The 17,966-nt window shown below is 44.2% G+C and carries 20 protein-coding genes; 16 read left to right on the forward strand and 4 right to left on the reverse strand.

Annotation, left to right across the window (positions count from 1 at the left end; genetic code table 11):
• The first annotated feature begins 4 nt into the window (after positions 1-4).
• From B3A20_RS12420 to B3A20_RS12460, 9 genes are all read left to right on the forward strand, one after another.
• Positions 5-994: a glycoside hydrolase family 11 protein gene (locus B3A20_RS12420; protein ID WP_290765331.1), complete on the forward strand. Its 990-nt coding sequence runs from the start codon at positions 5-7 to the stop codon at positions 992-994.
• Positions 995-1,073: 79 nt separating this feature from the next.
• Positions 1,074-1,841 carry an EI24 domain-containing protein gene (locus tag B3A20_RS12425; RefSeq protein WP_290765334.1) on the forward strand — a complete coding sequence of 256 codons (768 nt, stop codon included), beginning with the start codon at positions 1,074-1,076 and terminating at the stop codon, positions 1,839-1,841.
• A gap of 29 nt (positions 1,842-1,870) precedes the next feature.
• Complete coding sequence (locus B3A20_RS12430; protein ID WP_290765337.1) at positions 1,871-2,527, forward strand: DUF975 family protein; 657 nt, start codon at positions 1,871-1,873, stop codon at positions 2,525-2,527.
• A 33-nt stretch (positions 2,528-2,560) separates the two neighbouring features.
• Positions 2,561-3,226: an HAD family hydrolase gene (locus tag B3A20_RS12435; RefSeq protein ID WP_290765339.1), complete on the forward strand. Its 666-nt coding sequence runs from the start codon at positions 2,561-2,563 to the stop codon at positions 3,224-3,226.
• A gap of 435 nt (positions 3,227-3,661) precedes the next feature.
• Positions 3,662-3,904 (forward strand): hypothetical protein, encoded by a 243-nt coding sequence (locus tag B3A20_RS12440; RefSeq protein WP_290765341.1) that lies wholly within the window; start codon positions 3,662-3,664, stop codon positions 3,902-3,904.
• Between the two features lie 22 nt (positions 3,905-3,926).
• Positions 3,927-5,432 (forward strand): hypothetical protein, encoded by a 1,506-nt coding sequence (locus tag B3A20_RS12445; protein WP_290765344.1) that lies wholly within the window; start codon positions 3,927-3,929, stop codon positions 5,430-5,432.
• A 10-nt stretch (positions 5,433-5,442) separates the two neighbouring features.
• Positions 5,443-6,162 (forward strand): hypothetical protein, encoded by a 720-nt coding sequence (locus B3A20_RS12450; protein WP_290765346.1) that lies wholly within the window; start codon positions 5,443-5,445, stop codon positions 6,160-6,162.
• Positions 6,163-6,257: 95 nt separating this feature from the next.
• Positions 6,258-6,926: a DUF3990 domain-containing protein gene (locus tag B3A20_RS12455; protein WP_290765347.1), complete on the forward strand. Its 669-nt coding sequence runs from the start codon at positions 6,258-6,260 to the stop codon at positions 6,924-6,926.
• Complete coding sequence (locus tag B3A20_RS12460) at positions 6,910-7,359, forward strand: hypothetical protein (RefSeq protein WP_290765350.1); 450 nt, start codon at positions 6,910-6,912, stop codon at positions 7,357-7,359. The genes B3A20_RS12455 and B3A20_RS12460 overlap by 17 nt, the downstream gene beginning before the upstream one ends.
• Here B3A20_RS12460 and B3A20_RS12465 read toward each other — a convergent pair.
• Positions 7,356-7,913, reverse strand: coding sequence for a flavin reductase family protein (locus tag B3A20_RS12465; RefSeq protein ID WP_290765352.1), 558 nt, complete (start codon positions 7,911-7,913; stop codon positions 7,356-7,358). The two genes, B3A20_RS12460 and B3A20_RS12465, sit on opposite strands and share 4 nt — an antisense overlap.
• Positions 7,914-8,200: 287 nt before the next feature.
• On the opposite strand from B3A20_RS12465, the gene B3A20_RS12470 reads away from it, so the two are divergent.
• Positions 8,201-9,874 (forward strand): hypothetical protein, encoded by a 1,674-nt coding sequence (locus tag B3A20_RS12470; protein ID WP_290765354.1) that lies wholly within the window; start codon positions 8,201-8,203, stop codon positions 9,872-9,874.
• Positions 9,875-9,880: 6 nt separating this feature from the next.
• Here the strand turns inward: B3A20_RS12470 and B3A20_RS12475 are convergent, their stop codons facing one another.
• The 3 genes from B3A20_RS12475 to B3A20_RS12485 are packed head-to-tail and all read right to left on the reverse strand — an operon-like array spanning position 9,881 to position 11,714.
• A complete protein-coding gene (locus tag B3A20_RS12475) occupies positions 9,881-10,552 on the reverse strand; it encodes a hypothetical protein (RefSeq protein ID WP_290765356.1) in 672 nt (223 codons plus the stop codon).
• A 3-nt stretch (positions 10,553-10,555) separates the two neighbouring features.
• The gene (locus B3A20_RS12480) at positions 10,556-11,050 is read right to left on the reverse strand and encodes a hypothetical protein (RefSeq protein WP_290765824.1); all 495 of its coding nucleotides are present in this window, start codon (positions 11,048-11,050) and stop codon (positions 10,556-10,558) included.
• A gap of 16 nt (positions 11,051-11,066) precedes the next feature.
• On the reverse strand, positions 11,067-11,714 hold the full coding sequence (locus B3A20_RS12485; protein ID WP_290765358.1) for a hypothetical protein: 648 nt from the start codon (positions 11,712-11,714) through the stop codon (positions 11,067-11,069).
• A gap of 176 nt (positions 11,715-11,890) precedes the next feature.
• Here B3A20_RS12485 and B3A20_RS12490 point away from each other — a divergent pair, with 176 nt between their 5' ends.
• From B3A20_RS12490 to B3A20_RS12515, 6 genes are all read left to right on the forward strand, one after another.
• Positions 11,891-12,217, forward strand: a complete 327-nt coding sequence (locus B3A20_RS12490) for a hypothetical protein (protein WP_290765361.1) — start codon at positions 11,891-11,893, stop codon at positions 12,215-12,217.
• Positions 12,218-12,288: 71 nt separating this feature from the next.
• Positions 12,289-13,509, forward strand: coding sequence for an ankyrin repeat domain-containing protein (locus B3A20_RS12495; protein ID WP_290765363.1), 1,221 nt, complete (start codon positions 12,289-12,291; stop codon positions 13,507-13,509).
• A 2-nt stretch (positions 13,510-13,511) separates the two neighbouring features.
• The gene (locus B3A20_RS12500; RefSeq protein WP_290765365.1) at positions 13,512-14,408 is read left to right on the forward strand and encodes a radical SAM protein; all 897 of its coding nucleotides are present in this window, start codon (positions 13,512-13,514) and stop codon (positions 14,406-14,408) included.
• A gap of 12 nt (positions 14,409-14,420) precedes the next feature.
• Entirely contained in the window at positions 14,421-15,617 is a 1,197-nt protein-coding gene (locus B3A20_RS12505; protein WP_290765367.1) for an AAA family ATPase, read from the forward strand.
• Positions 15,617-16,174 carry a phosphoribosyltransferase gene (locus tag B3A20_RS12510; RefSeq protein WP_290765368.1) on the forward strand — a complete coding sequence of 186 codons (558 nt, stop codon included), beginning with the start codon at positions 15,617-15,619 and terminating at the stop codon, positions 16,172-16,174. Before B3A20_RS12505 ends, B3A20_RS12510 begins: the two co-directional genes overlap by 1 nt.
• A gap of 76 nt (positions 16,175-16,250) precedes the next feature.
• Entirely contained in the window at positions 16,251-17,936 is a 1,686-nt protein-coding gene (locus tag B3A20_RS12515) for a hypothetical protein (RefSeq protein WP_290765370.1), read from the forward strand.
• Positions 17,937-17,966 lie beyond the last annotated feature (30 nt).

Below are 17,966 nucleotides of genomic sequence, written 5' to 3' on the forward strand. Positions count from 1 at the left end.
GTATATGATGTTTGGTTTTCGTACCCTTTTCGCATTGGGTCTGTTTGGCGTTTTCGCCACGGGCGCTTTTGCTCAAGATTTTTGCAACACAGCAACCCACAGCGGCGAAAGCACGGTCGTCACCTCCAACGACATTAACGATATCGGTAACTACAGTTACGAACTCTGGGCCGACATCGGCAACAACTCCGCCACATTCTATACCGACGGTTCGTTCTCTTGCGAATTCAACAACGTGAACGATTACCTCTGCCGCGAAGGCATCCGCTACGGCATGAACAGCGGACTCAAGTACACTGACCTCGGACACCTTTACGCCGACTTCAAACTGACCGACCCGTCTTTCAAAAGCTATTCCAACGTGACTTACTCGTACATCGGTGTTTACGGCTGGTCGCAGGACCCGCTCATCGAATGGTACATCGTCGACACCTGGAGCCCGTATCGCCCGAACTGGATTGGCAAATCTACTGCAAACTGTGACGAATGCGGCTTGCGCGGCACCATCACCGTTGACGGCGCCACCTACGAAGTCTACGTCGACAAAGTCCAACGCGGTTCCATCGAAGGCGACAACACGCCCTTCACGCAGTACTTCAGCGTGCGTAAGAGCAAGCGTTCTTGCGGAACAATCGACATTACCGCCCACTTTGACGGATGGAAGAGCTTAGGACTTGAACTCGGCAACTCCATGTACGAAGCGAAGGTGCTCGGCGAAGCAGGCCAATACCCCGAAAACGGAAACGCCTCCGGCACACTCGACTTCGCCTACGCCAAGGTCTACACAAGCGACACCAAAACCACATCACTTTCAAAGTTTGCACCGAAAACAAAGCCCATCAGCAACGTACAGGTATTCGACCTGCAGGGCAAAAAACTCGGGAATGTGAACGCCAATGGCGATATTAAGAGCGCCATCAAGAACAAGTTCCACAACACGGGCGTTTATATGGTAAAGCTCGGCTCCGCAATGAAGAGCATCTCCGTGAAATAAGTTCTTTTTCATAACAAACCACACTCTAATCATCAAGCTTGCGATTTCCCCAATCGCAGGCTTTCTTATATTTAAAACAATGGAAGAAGAAAACGTATCTATAGCAAAACAATTCAAGACCGGATTTGCCGCATACATCAAGGCCATCCGTCTTATACGCGCAAACAAGCTCACAAGATATTTGCTCATTCCCGCCATTTTGAACATCATTGTCGTGGTCGCGTTCATTTTCTCGGGCGTTGGCATTGGCGACTGGATTAACGGCATCATTGAGCGCAGCACCGAAAACATGAACGGATGGATTCACGCCGGCATGGTCGCCATCAAGATCATTCTCCCGATCGTATTCTTTGCGCTGTTCGTTTTCATTGGCGGAACGATTGTCAATATTTTGATGTCGCCCATTTACACGTTCCTCTCCGAAAAGACCGAAACCATCCTCACCGGGAAAGAATTCCCGTTTGACATGAAACAAACTTTCCGCGACGTTTGGCGAGCCCTCCGCATTGCCATCCGCAACACAGCCAAGCAGCTCATCTTGACCGCACTTTGTCTTTTGCTGAACTTTATCCCAGTTGCAGGGAGCATCGCTTCACTTGTCCTAATTTTCATCATCAATGCGTATTACTTTGGCGTTGGATTCATGGACTATACTTACGAGCGCTGGCGCATGTCGCCTAAAGACAGCCGCAACGAAACACATAAACTAAAATTCGTCGCATTTGCAAACGGGGCGGTTTATTCGTTACCGCTATACCTCATCTGTGGCTCGTTCATCGCCGCATTTATCGGAGGCGTTTCGACGGTAGCAGCAACGATTTCGCAATTAGAATTCAAAGAAAAATAGACTATATTAAAGAAAAACAAGGAGAAAATATGGAAGCATTAGATACAGCAAAAATCAAACAAATTGCATGGGATAAACTCGATGGCAAATGGAGCCAGGCAGCTGTAGCCGTCCTCGTGTTTATACTCATTTCTATAGTAATCGACATCCCTTCGGCATTCTTCGAAAAAGACTCCACCGGCAGAAGCGTCTGGAATATTATAGAAACACCTTTCGCCCTAGGCCTTGACATTGGCCTTTACGCTTATTTCCTGAACTTTACGCGCAACAAAGAAACTCCTCTCAAGCGATTGGTCGTTGGTTTTACTAGCGGATGGGGCTTTTATTTCAATCTCATATGTACCCAGATTTTGGCATTATTGCTCATCTGTCTATGGGGTTTACTTTTGATTGTCCCCGGCATCATGAAGGCTTTTTCTTATTCCCTGATTTACTTCATCATTTTAGACCATCCTGAATATTCGCATTTTGAAGTCCTGCGCAAAAGCAGCGACATGATGTACGGCCACCGCATGGAACTGTTCGTCCTCTGCTTGCGATTCATTCCCTGGATTCTCTTGGGAATTGTAACTTGCGGCATCGGGTTCCTGTGGGTTTGCCCTTACATGACAACCGCTTTCTGCGAATTCTATCAGCAGCTGAAAGCCAAGAACGAAGACGTTCCTGAAGTTGCAACGCTCGCATAACAGAAAACAAGTTTTGTTTTCTATTTTTGTGACATGCTCAAGAACTACATCTTCGATTTAGGCGGTGTCCTTCTGGATATCCGCATGAAAAACGCTTACGAACGATTTGTCGCACTCGGTTTGCCACCCGCTGAACTTGAGCCGGACGGTTCTGCTTACAAGCTAATGGAAGATTACCAGCTCGGGTTCATCACGAGCGCTGAGTTCTGCCAGCAAGTCGCGGAGAAATGCCGCAATGTAGGCAAGTGCGCCGCAAATGTTTTCGCAAGATGCGCCGCGGGCCCGACAACACCACACGATATCGAAGACGCCTGGAATTCCATTTGCTTGAGCGTTGCCGACCGCAAATTACAAGCACTCCGCAAACTGCGCAAAATGGAAGGTGTTGCAAGCGTTTCGCTTTTGAGCAATACAAACGAACTGCATTGGGAATGCTGTTGCCAAAACTGGTTCAATGCGAACGGCAACAAACTCAAAGACTTCTTCGACAAGATTTTTTTGAGCCAGGAGCTCCATTTGCAAAAGCCAGACCCTGAGATTTTCAAGACAGCCATTCGCGAGCTCGGAGCCTTCCCCGCCGAAACAATATTCCTTGACGATAGTCCCGTCAACACGGCCGCCGCAGCCACCTGCGGATTACAGACGCTTACCGTAACGGCAGACGTAGACTGGGTGGAAGAATTAGGGATCCGGCCTTAATAAATTGTCCCCTATTGTCCCTTTCGCATAATCTAAATCTGTTACCGACAGTCCCCACGCCCCTGCCTCCAGAGCAAGCGCCGCCAGACTGAAATCGGCATTTTTTCAAGCACAGCGAACTTGTCTACTGGAGGCTTTTTGGGCAAACACCTTGAATATATCATAATATTTTTTTATTTTTACATTACATAGCGGGGTAACCTGCGACCGGATTTATCGAGCTTTAGCAACTGCTCTCTTGACTGGAATCGGCAAAATTCAAACACAGAGAACCGTTGTGAGCTGCTCACGTCCCTTTTGGGGCGTGGGTTGTTGTTGTTTGTTTATGTGTAATGGCTTTGCCGAGCCTCAGTCAATAAGCAAGCAATGGGCAACTCCACGCCTTTTTTTTGCTCCTTGAATTCAGCGATGTCGCCTCGCCACCAAGGAGTTAAAATGAGAAAAGCATTCTTTTTTGCAGCAATCGTAGCAGCAACATCTATATTCAACGCTTGTGCCTTGACCGAACCGCGTGCAGGCTGGGTCAAGCCCGGAGTATCCCAGTACGATGCTGAAAATGCCTACGCCCAGTGCGAATATGACGTTTCCATGCAAAAACTTGAAACGCCAGCCGAAAAAGAAAAGACAGTCAAAAACTGCATGATTCGCCAGGGATTCCGTTACGGCTACTACGAATAAAATTCACATCAAAGGACACTCCATGAAAAAGACCATTAAGGCAACAGTGGTTTTGTTTTTGCTGTTGACCACATCAATTTTTGCACAAAACATGTGCATTGAACTTTGCACGCCGTGCGTGGGCAAGAAAAAAGACCAGACCTGCAAAAAAGTCGAAGAACACTGCCGATGTGCAGCACTCCTCGATAGCATCAGCGCAGCCAAGTCCGCAAGAGAAACCGAAGTTGCAACAAGCATAGACAAGCTTTCTCTTGAGTTGCAGCAAGCATGCGAAAACAAAATTTGCACCCGCAAAGTTGTTTTCGAGAACGGAGTTTTCAAAAAAATCCAAAACGAGAACCAGCCCATTCCCGAAGACGCACAAGCGCTTTACGATGCAAAAATAGCGCAAAGCCAATCTTCGACGACTCGCATTGAGCCTTTGCCACCAATGACAGAAGAATGCTCCGGTTTTTGCGGAGATTGCCCTGTCACAGACAAGATGCTGAAAGCAAAGCAGCCAAAGTTCAAAGACAAATTCTGTAAGAAAATTGAACAATCCTGCAAGTGCATTGATTATGCAATCAACAAGAAACAGCTCGAAGAACAAGCCAAGGCCGATAGCGTCGCCGAATTCGAGAGCAAAGTCCAGCGTATCGAAAATGCAAAATTGCTGGCTAAGCAAATACAGGACCAAGCAACCGGAGATTCGGCACAAGCGTTCACCGTTGTTTTCGCCAACAAAGAAATGGTCGCCTTAGACATTCAAAAAGCAGAGATTGCATCCAAGGAAAAAGAGCAAGAAACTGTTGCTACAATCGAAGAAAAAATGACGGACTCCGCACAAACTTCTGATTTGCAAGAAAGTAGCGACAAAGTAACATCAGAAACGGCGTTCAGCGAGCAAAATCAAGACAAAAGAGTTTTCCACGAAGTCGATCCCAGCAGTTCGTTCAAGAGTGAAAAAACAAGTAAAGACGAAAGCTCTTACATTGGGTTTTCTCTCGCTTTTGAATTTCCAGAAAGCAGAGATTTCTATGACATTTGGTTTGATGGAGCACCGAAAGATTATGATTTCGGCATAGACCTTGGTTTCCTTTTTAGAACCTATTTCAACAAGGTGGTTTCATTCAACCTTGGATTCAATGCAATTTATCGTTTAGCAGAATATAACGGGGAATATTTGGGTATAAAATTCAGCACTCTAATGGCAGAAATTCCCTTGGGCTTCCGCTTCGGCATTCCTTTAGGCCCATTACCAATTTCACCATTTATCAGTACAAGTTTTCACATTCGTAAACCTATTTATCACTGGATTGACCTTGAAATCGGACATCATTACAGCTGGATAGATGATTCTGGAGATGGTGCTGCAGCTATCGACGAATGGGAATTCGTTCCTCTGTTGGGCGCTGGTCTGGAAATAAGCCGTCATTTCTCATTTGAATTCCAATGGTATTTGGGAAGTTTCTGTATTCATGACGGCAGCTTCCACGATGCATACGAATACGGTTCCAGTTGGCGTCTAAAGTTCGAAGCAGCATTCTAAAGGAGTTTATATGTCCATTAAACTTTATTCACTTATTTTCGCATCGCTTATTTTATTCGCTTGCGCCGACGAAAGTCCAATATCTTCCGTGCAAGATAACATCAGCGAAAAAGAACAACAGAAGCAAAAAGAAAAACAAGAAGAAGACTGCTACTACGGCACCAGCAATTATTCCGATTCTTGGTGCTGTACCAATTACGGCTACCAGTGCAACACAGCAAAAAGCTCTTCTTCTAGTTATTACAACTACTATTACTCAAGTTCCAGTTATAAAAGCAACAATTCAAGCTCAACTTCATACAATTACCTCACCCAATATAAAACAATGAAGTTTTCGCTTACATACTATAAGCAATTAACTTCTGCTTGGGATGGTGTTTCTGCAGGCGGAGCCTACTCCGACGGTGACCCTGCAATCAGTTTTACCATATATTTCATCGCTTCTGGCGGACAATCCAATTCTTCATCTACAGAAACATTACTTTCTCTGCAAGACCAAGGATCATGGAGCGGAACGGCATCGAAAACAATTACAGTCCCTACCGGAACTCAGAATATAAAAATCTGTCCTAAAGTTATTGATAAAGACGCATTCAGCAATGACGATATGTCTTCTGGAGAATGTTACACCAAGAATAACATAGGAAAGCTCGCCAATAATTCCAAAGTCGAGCAAAGTGATTCTTACGCAACCAAGTACTCCATCAAGTGGGAATGGTACTTGTACTAATGAGTTCAATCATTATCAAGGAAAAGGTGGCCATCGAGCCACCTTTTTTGCATTAAGACCTCCTCAATTCACTCAAAAAATGTATCTTCTATTTCATGATTCTGTACCATGGTTCCGACAAGCAAATTACAGTCCCCACTTTCGGTGCGAGAAACCTGCGTAACGATTACGGGCTAGGATTTTATTGCACAGAATCAATTGACTTGGCAAAAGAATGGGCTTGTCAAAAAAATACAGACGGATTTGCCAACCAATATGAGCTCGACAGTCAAGACCTTAATATTTTAGATTTATCACAAGATAATTTCAGTTTATTGCATTGGCTTACCATTCTGATGCAAAACAGGATTTTTGCACCCAAATCACCTATTGGGCATCAAAATCTGCAATTTTTTACAGAACATTTCAAATTAGATTACCAATCATACGATGTCATTTACGGCTACAGAGCCAATGATTCTTATTTCTCTTTTGCCAGCGATTTTCTAGAGAACATTACCCCAATACAAAGCCTCGCTAGTTCAATGAAATTAGGGAGTCTCGGATTACAAATTGTCTTAAAATCGCCCAAAGCTTTTTCACGACTGAAATTCATCAAAGCAGAAAAAGCAGAGAAAGAAAAATACTACACGCAATATAAAGAGCGCGATACAACAGCACGTAAAGCTTATCGCGAAAGCTTGCGCAATCTAAAACCAAGCGAATCTATTTATTTGATCAACCTAGTACGAAACCCGGAGCTTTTGAATGGCATATCCCTATGATGAAATATATCTGGAATCTGTCCAGAAAAATTTGGGTTTCTTTTTTCAGATATCGCTCCGAAATCTGAATCTATCACCAAAGGATGTTCAAGACGCATTTCTTGCTTCTGATGTATCCAAGCAAATCGAAATGGGAAATCCTGATTTTTTGTGCGGCAAATCAGGATATGAGCTAGCACTTATAGCTTTCCAGAAAATTTTAACAGACGATATAATTAAGCAAGCCATTAGCGAAGCGTTCTACCCCGAAGCAGAATACTGGAGCGGAACAGTCCTCGCCTATTGCCAATGGAAAACGGGCAAGTCGTTTTCCACGATTCTTGCCCAATACCCACTTGAACGGATTCTATCTAATTACCATCTGATGCATGAAGCAGACATCACCAAGATGGTAAACTTGATAGAAAAAGGCTTAAACGCAAGCAACTCCTAAATACTTTTACCGTCGCTGAAGGCGTTCCCAACGCGGCGTTCCATCACGTAGTAGCCGTGACCCGCGGAATCGTAGCAAACCGGAGCAAGCTTCTCGACGGAGAGCTTTCCGTCTTGATCGAGCACGGATTCATCGGCAGTGACGTTCACGATTTCGCCGAGCAGGAGTTCCGATTCTTCGTCGTAGCTCACGAGCTTGCATTCAAGCGCAAGCGGCAATTCAGCAACGAGCGGGGCATCGACATTTTCACTCTTGACAGACGTAAAGCCAGCCTTTGCAAATTTATCAGCCACGCGATTACCACTGGTAATGCCTAAATAGTCGATAGCCTTGATGTGGTCTGCCGTCGCCATGCTCACGGTAAAAGCCTTGCGAGCAAGAATGTTCGGGATGGTCTTGTGAGTCTTGGCCACGTAAATTGCAACCTGGTTGTTGTCGCTGATAGACCCCCAGGCCGCCACCATGGCGTTCGTCGAGCCATCTTCATTATAAGTGGCGATGACCAAAGTCGGTTGTGGGTACAGATAAGTTTTTACTCCGAGATTTTTGCGCATAGACGCTCCTTTTTTATTGAATTATAAAAATTTAACGACGATCAAGATAGACAAGCCCTGTTCAACTTGTAAAATATTCGCTCACACATTCCGTCACGAATGTAAACAAAAACGTGCAAAACAGAATCGTGACAAAAGATCTATGGAAAAAATGACACAATCTAGACATACTTGAAATATAACATCGTTTCCTTTTATTCGTAAAAAACATTTATCCATATTAGGCTTTTGTTTGTTGGTTTTGGCCACATGGAATGTGCTAGTTTAATAAAAAAAAGGAGTACATCATGAAAAACAAATTCTTTTTATCAACCATAATCGCATGCGCATTTATGTTTATCAACTGCAGCGACAATACCAACAAAGAAACCACAGAGAAAAAAGGAGACGACGAACCAAAAATTGAAACAGTAATGAGCGTTACGACAGACCACGTCCGTGAAGAAGTTCCATCCGAACGCAAATACAAAAGCAAAGGATCGCCCAAAGCACCTGACAATAGAGGAGTGCTAAAGGTTTTGGCAGCATCGTCAAAAACATCGCCATCTTATTCAATGGCGGATGCCAAATTTTCAAAGGACATCAGCAAAGTCTTGAAAACCGTAGATGGCTTACACACAACCGGGAAAACAGTTCTCGGAGGAAGGCGCGGGAAATCTGCGGGCTTTTCCGAAGGTGCCGCAGGTTCAGCAGGAGTTAGCGATGGTTTGGCAGGGCTGCTCGGAGGTTCTTCTTCCATGCTCGCCACATCAGGTTCCAAAACGTATGCCAAGAGATCATCAGCTCTAGCTAAAGCGCCATCAAGGACACATTCAGAGCGTTCATCATCAAAAACGGTATACCTCGCTTCTGACAGCGATGAAAGCAATTCTTGGGACGATGACGAACCCGTTTCAAGGCGCAAAAGAAGAGCAAGACATTCCGATGAGCAAGCATCAGGACTCCTCACTGCGGGCGAATGGAACGATCTGGAGCATTGGAAATTCTGGACCAACATCATCAACGACAATGATTACAGTGGAAAGATGAGCTACTGGAAATTCTACCCCCGAGAACTCGTGGCGGTAAAAGTCGTAGATGGAAACGACGTCGGCATCGCGAACATTCCTGTGACACTCCTCAACGGCAGGCAAGTAGAATTCACGACCAAAACAGATAATGCAGGTTACGCTTATTGCTGGATTAACTTATTCAACAAATACCAATATCAAAAAAACGATCTTTGGTTAATTGTTGACGGCGTTGTAATCAACGGGCAGCTCAAGGTTTCGTCTAGGAGAAACAGCAAGTTCAACATCAACACCGTTGTAGACAAAGATGCCCTTCCTGCAAAAACAACGGCGGACGTAGCATTTATCGTTGATGCCACAGGTTCTATGAGCGACGAAATCAGGTTCCTCAAATCCGACCTCAATTACATTATCGACCACGCGAGTTCGGAAAGCAATATTGATTTGCGCACCGCAGCACTTTTCTATCGCGATGTAGGCGACAATTACCTCACTCGCCACGACGACTTCACCAATGACGTCGCAAAGACCCAGGAATTCGTCTCACGCCAAAGCGCAAACGGCGGCGGCGACTACCCCGAAGCTGTACACTCAGCGCTTGAAGCCTCGTTGCAAAACCTCTCATGGGACGAAGGCGCTCGCGCACGCATCGCATTCCTTATCCTTGACGCCCCCGCGCATTACGAAGAAGACATCATCAAAAGCCTCCAAAACTCTATCCGACTCTTCGCTAAAAAAGGCATCAAGCTTATCCCTGTAGCGGCAAGCGGTGTAGACAAAGAAACTGAATTTATGCTGAGATTCTTTGACTTGGCGACAGGCGGCACCTACGTATTCCTCACCGACGATAGCGGCATCGGCAATTCACACATCAAGGCAACCGTTGGCAATTACCAAGTGGAAAGCCTCGCCGAACTGATGATTAGGCTCATCAAGAAATACGTGGAATAAATAACTTTATCTAACTGAGCAAGAAGTCCGAACACGATTCATAATCGTTTCGGCTTTTTCTTTTTCCTTGCAAAGCCACTGCATTATGCCAGCACCGCATTTTTCGAGAGTTTCTTCATCATAACCACAGCTATTAAGGCAAGCCACCATCAACTTGTACTCAACCGTTATGTCCAAGCGTTCGTTGCAGTGCAATTTATCCACAACAGCAGCGCCAACAGCGGCTCCGACTATAGCAGCTCCGGCTCCAGTCACAAGCTTACCCCACTTACGCTCTTCAGGCTGACTTCCAGCACTTTCAGTAGTCTCATTTGCAATGCCTTTGGCGTTTTCCTCACTTACGGGTTCCTCTATATTTTCAACAAGCGGAGCGACATTAGGCTTTTCAACAATAGGCAGCATTTCAACATTCGGCTTCTTGGCAGAATCAGAAAAACCGACATTTCGTTCAGCTTTCATATCAAGCAAGAATTGACGCTGTTCACGCAACATTGCAAAAAGAGAATCCACCAAGGAATCCTTGTTTACCGGAGGTCTCCAGCCTCTATAAAGAGAATCACGGTAAGCGTCATCAGTCAAGCATTTCGTTGCTCTGGCGACACATTCTCTCTTTTGATAGTCGCAAGAGGTGAGCAAGGCTACAACTAAGATAAAACAAATTAACAATAATTTTTTCATAATCTAACAATCAAATTCATCCCTTCCGTTTTTATCTTTCATCCCGGAAAAGAGCTGATTCTCCTTTTCTTGTTTAATGGGTTCAATTACTTCTTTTCTGAAGCTGTTCAAAAAATCCTGACCAAACTTTTCAGAAATCCATTGTTCCGGTTTTTGGCAATCTTTCGCCGCTAAAAACAACTTCAATTTTTCAAAGAACGCTATTGCGGGTTCAAGCCTATTAGGTTCCGGTCGGTCTTTCAAAAGTTCGGACGCCGAGAGCTTATCACTTTTCGGTCGCTTCTTCCAGTATTTTTTCTCGACGCAATTGTCATAAGAAAATTCATCATAATTGTTTTTTACACCGAACTTTTTACTAGAAGACTTTTTTTCGCTAACGTCTTTAGGATTTTCTTTATAGTATTCCTTGACCGCTTCGGCGTACTTCTTTTCACGAGCTTTAAGCATATTGTCAAGCTCGTTTCGCAGATTTCGCCATTGCTGAACTTTGTCGGTCATAATCACTTCAATTAAATTAATATCTATACCTATAAGAATTTCCTATCGGGCAAGAATATTCTAAATCATTCATAGACTCTGAATAATCTTTCTTTTCTTTACATTCAAATTCTTTAATTTTTTCGGCACATCTGCCAATATGAAAGGAACCACAAGATTTAACACAAGCCTGCATCAAATAATATTCTTCTTCAAGAGAGAAATATGCACAATGAGTATCGGCATCATCAACAGCTACACCTGCGCCAACACCAATTCCACCAGCGGCAAGCCCGGCAGCTACAATAGCGGCTCCCTTAACACTCTTTTTTTCAGCCATTTTATTCACCTTCATATTATCAACTTTACCTTTTATTGTGGTCTTTATTTTTTCACTTTTTGCATGAGCCATTCTAATCGTTTGATTCGCCGCTTTTTTGGTTGCAGACGTCCCACGCTGAGCAGTATGAATTACAGACTCTTTCGCCTTATCAGCAGCGGCTTTCGCCCTTTTTAGAATTTCCTCACGACCTTCTTTTGTCGAAAGCCCACTATCATCAACAACTTCTTGAACAGTATCCTTGATAACCGTTCGTGCCTTTTGGACTTTTTCCTTGATTTGATCTATAAAAGGATTTTTTTCGTTCATAAAATTTCCTTGAGGGACAAAAATAATTTTTTTCACATTAAAAAAATCAAGGCTATTGGCGAAATTTGCCCCAAGCCGCCAATTTTAGCGAAAAAACGCCATTTTTGCCACGTCTTTTTGTCCCCTTTTGTCCCTTTTCGGGTTTCTACATCTGTAAATGTCAGCGAGAAACTCCCTCCTGGCACAGAAAAACAACCTAAAGAGGTCATTTAATGAGAAATCTCGGTACAACACTTACACAGCACTCTTACAGCGCCAGCTTCGGCAGACTCGGCAGAACTTCGGACAACAAAACCGTCGCCATCCTGACTCAAATCAGAGACGAAAAAGGTCGCCCTCTCGCCGACCATGTCTGGGTAAAACTCCAGAATTTTTGCTTTGACAACGCCCCGCTAAAAAAAGGGGAACGAGTCTTCTTTTCCGCCGAACCTTATCGCTACATCAAGGGCGCTTACAAGAGCAGGGCCATCAAGAAACTGCAATCTGATATTGGCCTAAGAAACGTCATTTTTTTTGGCCGTGTATGTCAGAAAAACTGACATCAAAGTTAAAAAAAGAGCCCATGTCTCGTTCTGCGTCATAAAATCAAACATTCACAAGGAACAAACTTATGAACTTCGAAAACACAGCCAAAGCAATCCTGAAAATCAGGAACAGCAACAACCTCACCCAAGACGAATTTGCACGCAAACTAAACATTTCACGCCCGACCATTTCTAACTGGGAACTCGCCAAATGCATTCCGACAACCGAGCAGATTATGAAACTCAATGAAGTATTCCATGTCAGTGCAAATGAAATTCTTCAGATTAAAAAGGACACCATTTTCGTCCTTGACACCTGCGCCATACTCAACCGTCCAAGAATCATCAATCAGCTTCTCGGAAACGAAAGCATTAGCCAGATTATCATCCCCGACACCGTTATTTCCGAGCTCAATTATCAAAAGGATCATGGGCAAAAACAGCTAGCATGGCTCGCCATGGTTACAATCGAGAAGTTCCGCAAAGAATACCCGCACAAGCTCTCCATAGTTCATGAAGAAAATGCTAGCGGCATCAACGATCAGAAAATCATTTTTGCAGCAACGCAAGTCGCCAAGCGCAACATCCACAGCACCGTGTATATGCTTACGAACGATGTTTTCTTTTCTCTTGTCGAGAACAAGTTGCACAATCTTGAGGTTTTGAATTTACAAGACTTTGAAGAAATGTTTCCTCTCAACGCCAACAGTTTTAACAGAGAGGCTTCATTCCGCTTTTTCGCAGAAGTCAAAGCAGGAAACATCAAGGCCGCCAAAACAGCATTGAGCAAAGGAGCAAACCCCAACTTCATCCATCCTGAATCAGGCTTTACCCCACTCATTCAAGCAGTCCGTAACAGAGATAAATCCATGGTTGAATTTATTGCAAACCACCCAAAAACAAACTGCAATCTTTGCGACGAAGCCAAATACCGACTCCCCGCCATCAGCCACGCTGTTCAACTTGGAGAAATGACACTTGTTAAAACACTCGTAGAAGCAGGTGCTGATATTGACTGTCAGTCTCAAGGAAAAAATCGTGGCAACACGGCGCTAATGATTGCAGCGTGGCACGGGAAGCAAGACTTTGTCCAATATTTCTGTCAGAATGGAGCTTGCACAAATCAGCAGGATTCCAACGGATTCACAGCTCTTATCAAGGCCTACATCAAAAAACAAGTGTCCTGCGCCAGATTTCTTTATCCATTAACAGATCCCAAAATCAGAAGTTTTGAAGGACTTACCGCATTAGACTACGCCATCAAAAGTAACAACACAGAACTCTTAAACATTTTCAAGGATGCTTAATCATGATTGACCGCGTCTGTATTTCACTCTCTAGCAAATGCCAACTTCGTTGCACCTACTGCCATTTCGACACGCATATTGATAAAAAAAGCGTTCTTGAAATCGGCGAAACCAACGCCAAGAAAATCATCAGCAACCTTTTGGACTACGCCAAAGCCCATCATGGCCATATAAAGATTGGACTCGTTGGCTCCGGTGAACCCCTGTTGCGTTTCAACCTCATCAAAGCCATTATCGAAATGGTAAAAGTCGTAGACAAGGAGCGCCTTTTAAGCTTTTACACCATTTCAAACGGGATGCATTTCAATGAGGATATCCGCCAATTCTTTTACGAGAACCGCAACACCATCAAGCTCTGCTTTTCAATTGACGGATACGAATCCATCCATGACTTGTGCCGCGTAAATGCAGCCGGGAAAGGCTCTTTTGCAACCATCATGCAATCTGTAGAACTCTATAAAAAGATGTTTGGAGAAGCCCCCTCTGTAAACGCCACAGTCCACCGCGAAACGTTACGCCATGCCGAGAGCGTATTAAACTTTTTCGAAGAAAACTTCAAGAACGTCACGTTTTCAAGACTTGTTGATGTTGAATCTCCGCATTTGTTCATCAGCAAAAAAGACTTCCAGGAATTTCTGCAACTTGCCCAGGCCCACAAGCTTGAAATGAGGCAGTTCAAAGCCAAGAAATACGACTGCACCATGTACGGCCAACTTTGCGGTGTCGGGCGCACCAACATCTATTTCGACAACGGAAAAGTTTACCCCTGCGGACGATTCGTTGGGAACTCCAAATACGAACTCGGCAACGCAACAGACCCTATTGACGAAATTGAACGTTATATGGTCTCCCACATTACCCCATGCGCTGATGGTCAGTGCTATTACGACAACCTCTAAAAGGATACCTATATGAAGTACGCGATCTATGGAATCTCCTGCTGCGGCAAAGACACGTTCATAAACAAGCTCCTCGAATCCGGTAAATTCGAAGGCTACGAACACCCCAAAGGCTCGGAATCCCTAAACACCATTGCTTTAAACTCCTTTGGAAAAAATTTCAAGGAACTTTCTGCAAGCGAAAAAGAAGATATCCGCGCCGAATACGCCCAGAAGCTTACGCAAAAGGAAAACATCTTTGCAGATGGTCATTACTGTTTCCCTAAAGACGGCAAGTACGAAATCGTATTCACAAAAAAAGATGCGGAATGCTATGACTCATTTTTCTATCTGAAAGCAAAACCGGAAGATGTCAAAAACCGCATCAAGAACTCTGCAAAGAACCAAAAATTTGCAAACCTTTCTGCAAGCGACATTGAAGCATGGCAAAAGAATGAAATCAGTGAACTTCGCGATATCTGCTTCAAAATCAACAAGGACTTCATCGTTCTTGACAGCGATTTTGAAAGCACCATCGTCTTCATTGAAGCCTACACGACAAACTACAAGACGCGCAACAGCTATCAGCAGGCAATCCGTCTTGCCGAGATTTGCAAAAGCAAAGCCTCCGGGAAAAAGATTGCGTTGTTCGACTGCGACAGGACCATCGTCAAAGAAGACACTGGAACGGACTATTTCAAAGCAAACGGAGCCTCCTTGGAACCCGTCAAGGAAATCTTTGCTGATGACATTTATTCACAATATCAGTTCTGGAAATATAACCAACTGCACAAGAATTTTACGGTGCAACCCTCCACCAATCAATTCCATTTCAACACCCTTGTGATTGAAAAAATCAGCGAACTCCGCAATAACGGATACTTCATTATCGGAGTCACTTCTGGCATCAGCACGATTTGGCAGCAAATTTTCAGAGAACACGACATCGTTGATCTGATGGTGAGTAGCGATGAGACCACGGGAACAACGATTTCTGATTTTGTCAAGGGATTCCTTGCGCAAAACATTTCTCACGACCACGAAGTTTTTGCCTGTGGAGACAGCTTGACCGACATCTATATGTTGGAAGCGGCCTCTATGCAGGGCGTCATCTACGCACCGGGAAAAACGCGTTCTTCCGTGCAGGAATATCTGAACACCCATCCCGAAACAAAAATCAAGCAATTCAAACAAAGCCCCAATCAGTACAACAACATCGAAGGTGTCTAATGATTAACGCATTGACCGAAGCCAAGAACAACGAAAGCATCAACGAATTGATTGCAATCTGCAAAAGCGACTCTAACGTCATTGGAGCAAGCCTGCGCCACGCCCACTACCGCCTGGGTTTTGAACTCACCTCCGCCTTCAAGCAAGATTTTCACAACTCCGTCGCTGTATGCTTTATGCGAGGAGGACTCCCCTTCTCTATGGGTATCGCCGACGCATTGGATTGTCCAATCGTCTTCTTTGACGACAAAGCCTCTCCCAACTTTTTCCAGGACAACCAAGAACTGCTGAAAGGAAAACAAGTCCTCTTGATTGATTCCGTCATCAATTCAGGCAAATCTATGATCAAAGCTATCGAAAACCTGAACGGCATTTCTAGCGACATCAAAATCATGACCAACGTCCTCTGCTATAAGGCTGTAGAAATGTTCAGCACGCTGGACACCTATACGGTACGTATTTCAGGGAATTCCTTCAAAGGCTCAAACGTCAAAGTACAGAGCGGCAACAAAGGCCCCGATACAGGCGATCGACTATTCAAGACGCAGTTGTTCTAGCTGTTCGTCTTAAAATTTCAACCTCTTGACATCCATCTCCCCCACAATTATTTTTGGGGAGAGAAAGGAGAAAATTATGCAACTCATCAGAACGACCTTCAATCTTCGAAGCGACATCCCTTGGAACACAATCTACCGTAATTGCATATGCACTTGGATCGAAAGTTTCAAGGTCCCCCGTTCCAATAAAAAGCTCTACGAAAAGCTTCGCCGTAAGTTACCGGACAATATTGACTTCAATTCCAAAACTAGTGACAAGTTTGAATTTGCCGGAGACAAACTCGAATATAAAGCCTTCACCTGGGCTAACGCCGAACACATCGGTTTTACCTTTTCCACAAGAAGTGGATACAACGGACGCATCTGGAAAACTCAAATCGCCTTAAAGCGAACGAACGCACACGTTTTATGTTTCGTTTCCCAAGACTGCGATTTAGGGCAAGACAAGAATGTACCCAAAATTGAGCGTCCTTACATAATAGACCTCCTCACCGAGCTACAAGATGGCGATGGAACTATCGAAATCAAGCCCCAAGCCCACATTCTCGAGCCCCACGAAATTGAAAAGGCAAAGAACGCCCTTACAGGGAAATTGCGGAACGTCCTTCCCATCGTTTATTTAAGTTGCTCAGAACACACGCATTCGCTAAAGCCGAACATCCTTGCCAACAATCTATTTGGAATCGCCCACGTATTTGCAGAAAAAGATTCTTCACTAAAAGACCGTCTCGCTCAGGAATTCACGGACAAGAGAATTCCCCAAGGGGGCGAAATTGGAATCTGCTTTGCAAACGAACCCATTACCGTATTCAACCGCCATGACAAAGCCAATTGGGTCGAAAACCCCGAAAACCTCGTTCAAGAAATTTTTCTCAAAATTCTGAAAGCAAACCTTTCCCTGAAATTCAACTTCACGTGGGACGATTTTCTCTCCGCCTATGAGAACTACGAGAAAGACCTCATCGAGCAAGAAAGAATCAAGAAAATCAACACGCTTGACGAGATGCGCAAAGAACTGCAGAAGGCGAAAAAAGAAAGAAGCGACATGTCGGCACTTGTTGAAACATTGATGTCCAAACTTGTAAAAGCCACAAATGAACGAGATCAATATAAAGAAGAACACGCAAATTACGATTCGCTCTACCAAAAGTTCGTGAATTGCAAGGAGGAACGAGACACCTGGGAAAACCTCGCATTGGACGCCGACGAGAAGAGAAAAGAAGCAGAAGAGAAATTGAAACAGACCAAGGATAAATTACATGAAACATCCAACAAGTCAAACGCCCTACAGCAGAACTTGAATTTAAAGAAAGACAAGGATGCCCATTACCTGCCACTTTTGCAACCCAAAGAAAAAGAAATGTACCCCAACGAGTACATCTGCCAAATGATTCGAGTACTGAAACTTGCATTACTTAACGTTCCCGAAACCAAAAGGTCTCCGAAAATTCGAACAAAGCAGTTCATCGAAGATATTCTTGACGCAAACGCAGAAGCAATCAATATCTTTGAATACTATGAACAGAATAAACGAGATCTTGAAAGAACCGCAATTCAAGAAGGTCTCCAAAGCAGAAGCGGTAATAAAGCAATGCAACCGTTCAACATGGAAATCATCGTCAAAGGAAATCATCACGGAAAAATCCGATTCAAGGATGATATACAAGAACGATTCCTTGGAACCGAGGCATCCTCTGGAAGCGACAGCGCTCGTGGTGGAAAAAACGAAGCTAGCGATATAACAAAAGCTCTATTGTGGTAATTTTCATCCCTAAAGCGCATTTACACACAA

Source organism: Fibrobacter sp. UBA4297, assembly GCF_002394865.1.
Taxonomy (GTDB): domain Bacteria; phylum Fibrobacterota; class Fibrobacteria; order Fibrobacterales; family Fibrobacteraceae; genus Fibrobacter.

Excerpts from the sequence above, each read along its gene's own strand:
- B3A20_RS12420 (WP_290765331.1), top strand. The coding sequence starts at position 5 with ATGATGTTTGGTTTTCGTACCCTTTTCGCATTGGGTCTGTTTGGCGTT.
- B3A20_RS12425 (WP_290765334.1), top strand. The coding sequence starts at position 1,074 with ATGGAAGAAGAAAACGTATCTATAGCAAAACAATTCAAGACCGGATTT.
- B3A20_RS12430 (WP_290765337.1), top strand. The coding sequence starts at position 1,871 with ATGGAAGCATTAGATACAGCAAAAATCAAACAAATTGCATGGGATAAA.
- B3A20_RS12435 (WP_290765339.1), top strand. The coding sequence starts at position 2,561 with ATGCTCAAGAACTACATCTTCGATTTAGGCGGTGTCCTTCTGGATATC.
- B3A20_RS12440 (WP_290765341.1), top strand. The coding sequence starts at position 3,662 with ATGAGAAAAGCATTCTTTTTTGCAGCAATCGTAGCAGCAACATCTATA.
- B3A20_RS12445 (WP_290765344.1), top strand. The coding sequence starts at position 3,927 with ATGAAAAAGACCATTAAGGCAACAGTGGTTTTGTTTTTGCTGTTGACC.
- B3A20_RS12450 (WP_290765346.1), top strand. The coding sequence starts at position 5,443 with ATGTCCATTAAACTTTATTCACTTATTTTCGCATCGCTTATTTTATTC.
- B3A20_RS12455 (WP_290765347.1), top strand. The coding sequence starts at position 6,258 with ATGATTCTGTACCATGGTTCCGACAAGCAAATTACAGTCCCCACTTTC.
- B3A20_RS12460 (WP_290765350.1), top strand. The coding sequence starts at position 6,910 with ATGGCATATCCCTATGATGAAATATATCTGGAATCTGTCCAGAAAAAT.
- B3A20_RS12465 (WP_290765352.1), bottom strand. The coding sequence starts at position 7,913 with ATGCGCAAAAATCTCGGAGTAAAAACTTATCTGTACCCACAACCGACT.
- B3A20_RS12470 (WP_290765354.1), top strand. The coding sequence starts at position 8,201 with ATGAAAAACAAATTCTTTTTATCAACCATAATCGCATGCGCATTTATG.
- B3A20_RS12475 (WP_290765356.1), bottom strand. The coding sequence starts at position 10,552 with ATGAAAAAATTATTGTTAATTTGTTTTATCTTAGTTGTAGCCTTGCTC.
- B3A20_RS12480 (WP_290765824.1), bottom strand. The coding sequence starts at position 11,050 with ATGACCGACAAAGTTCAGCAATGGCGAAATCTGCGAAACGAGCTTGAC.
- B3A20_RS12490 (WP_290765361.1), top strand. The coding sequence starts at position 11,891 with ATGAGAAATCTCGGTACAACACTTACACAGCACTCTTACAGCGCCAGC.
- B3A20_RS12495 (WP_290765363.1), top strand. The coding sequence starts at position 12,289 with ATGAACTTCGAAAACACAGCCAAAGCAATCCTGAAAATCAGGAACAGC.
- B3A20_RS12500 (WP_290765365.1), top strand. The coding sequence starts at position 13,512 with ATGATTGACCGCGTCTGTATTTCACTCTCTAGCAAATGCCAACTTCGT.
- B3A20_RS12505 (WP_290765367.1), top strand. The coding sequence starts at position 14,421 with ATGAAGTACGCGATCTATGGAATCTCCTGCTGCGGCAAAGACACGTTC.
- B3A20_RS12510 (WP_290765368.1), top strand. The coding sequence starts at position 15,617 with ATGATTAACGCATTGACCGAAGCCAAGAACAACGAAAGCATCAACGAA.
- B3A20_RS12515 (WP_290765370.1), top strand. The coding sequence starts at position 16,251 with ATGCAACTCATCAGAACGACCTTCAATCTTCGAAGCGACATCCCTTGG.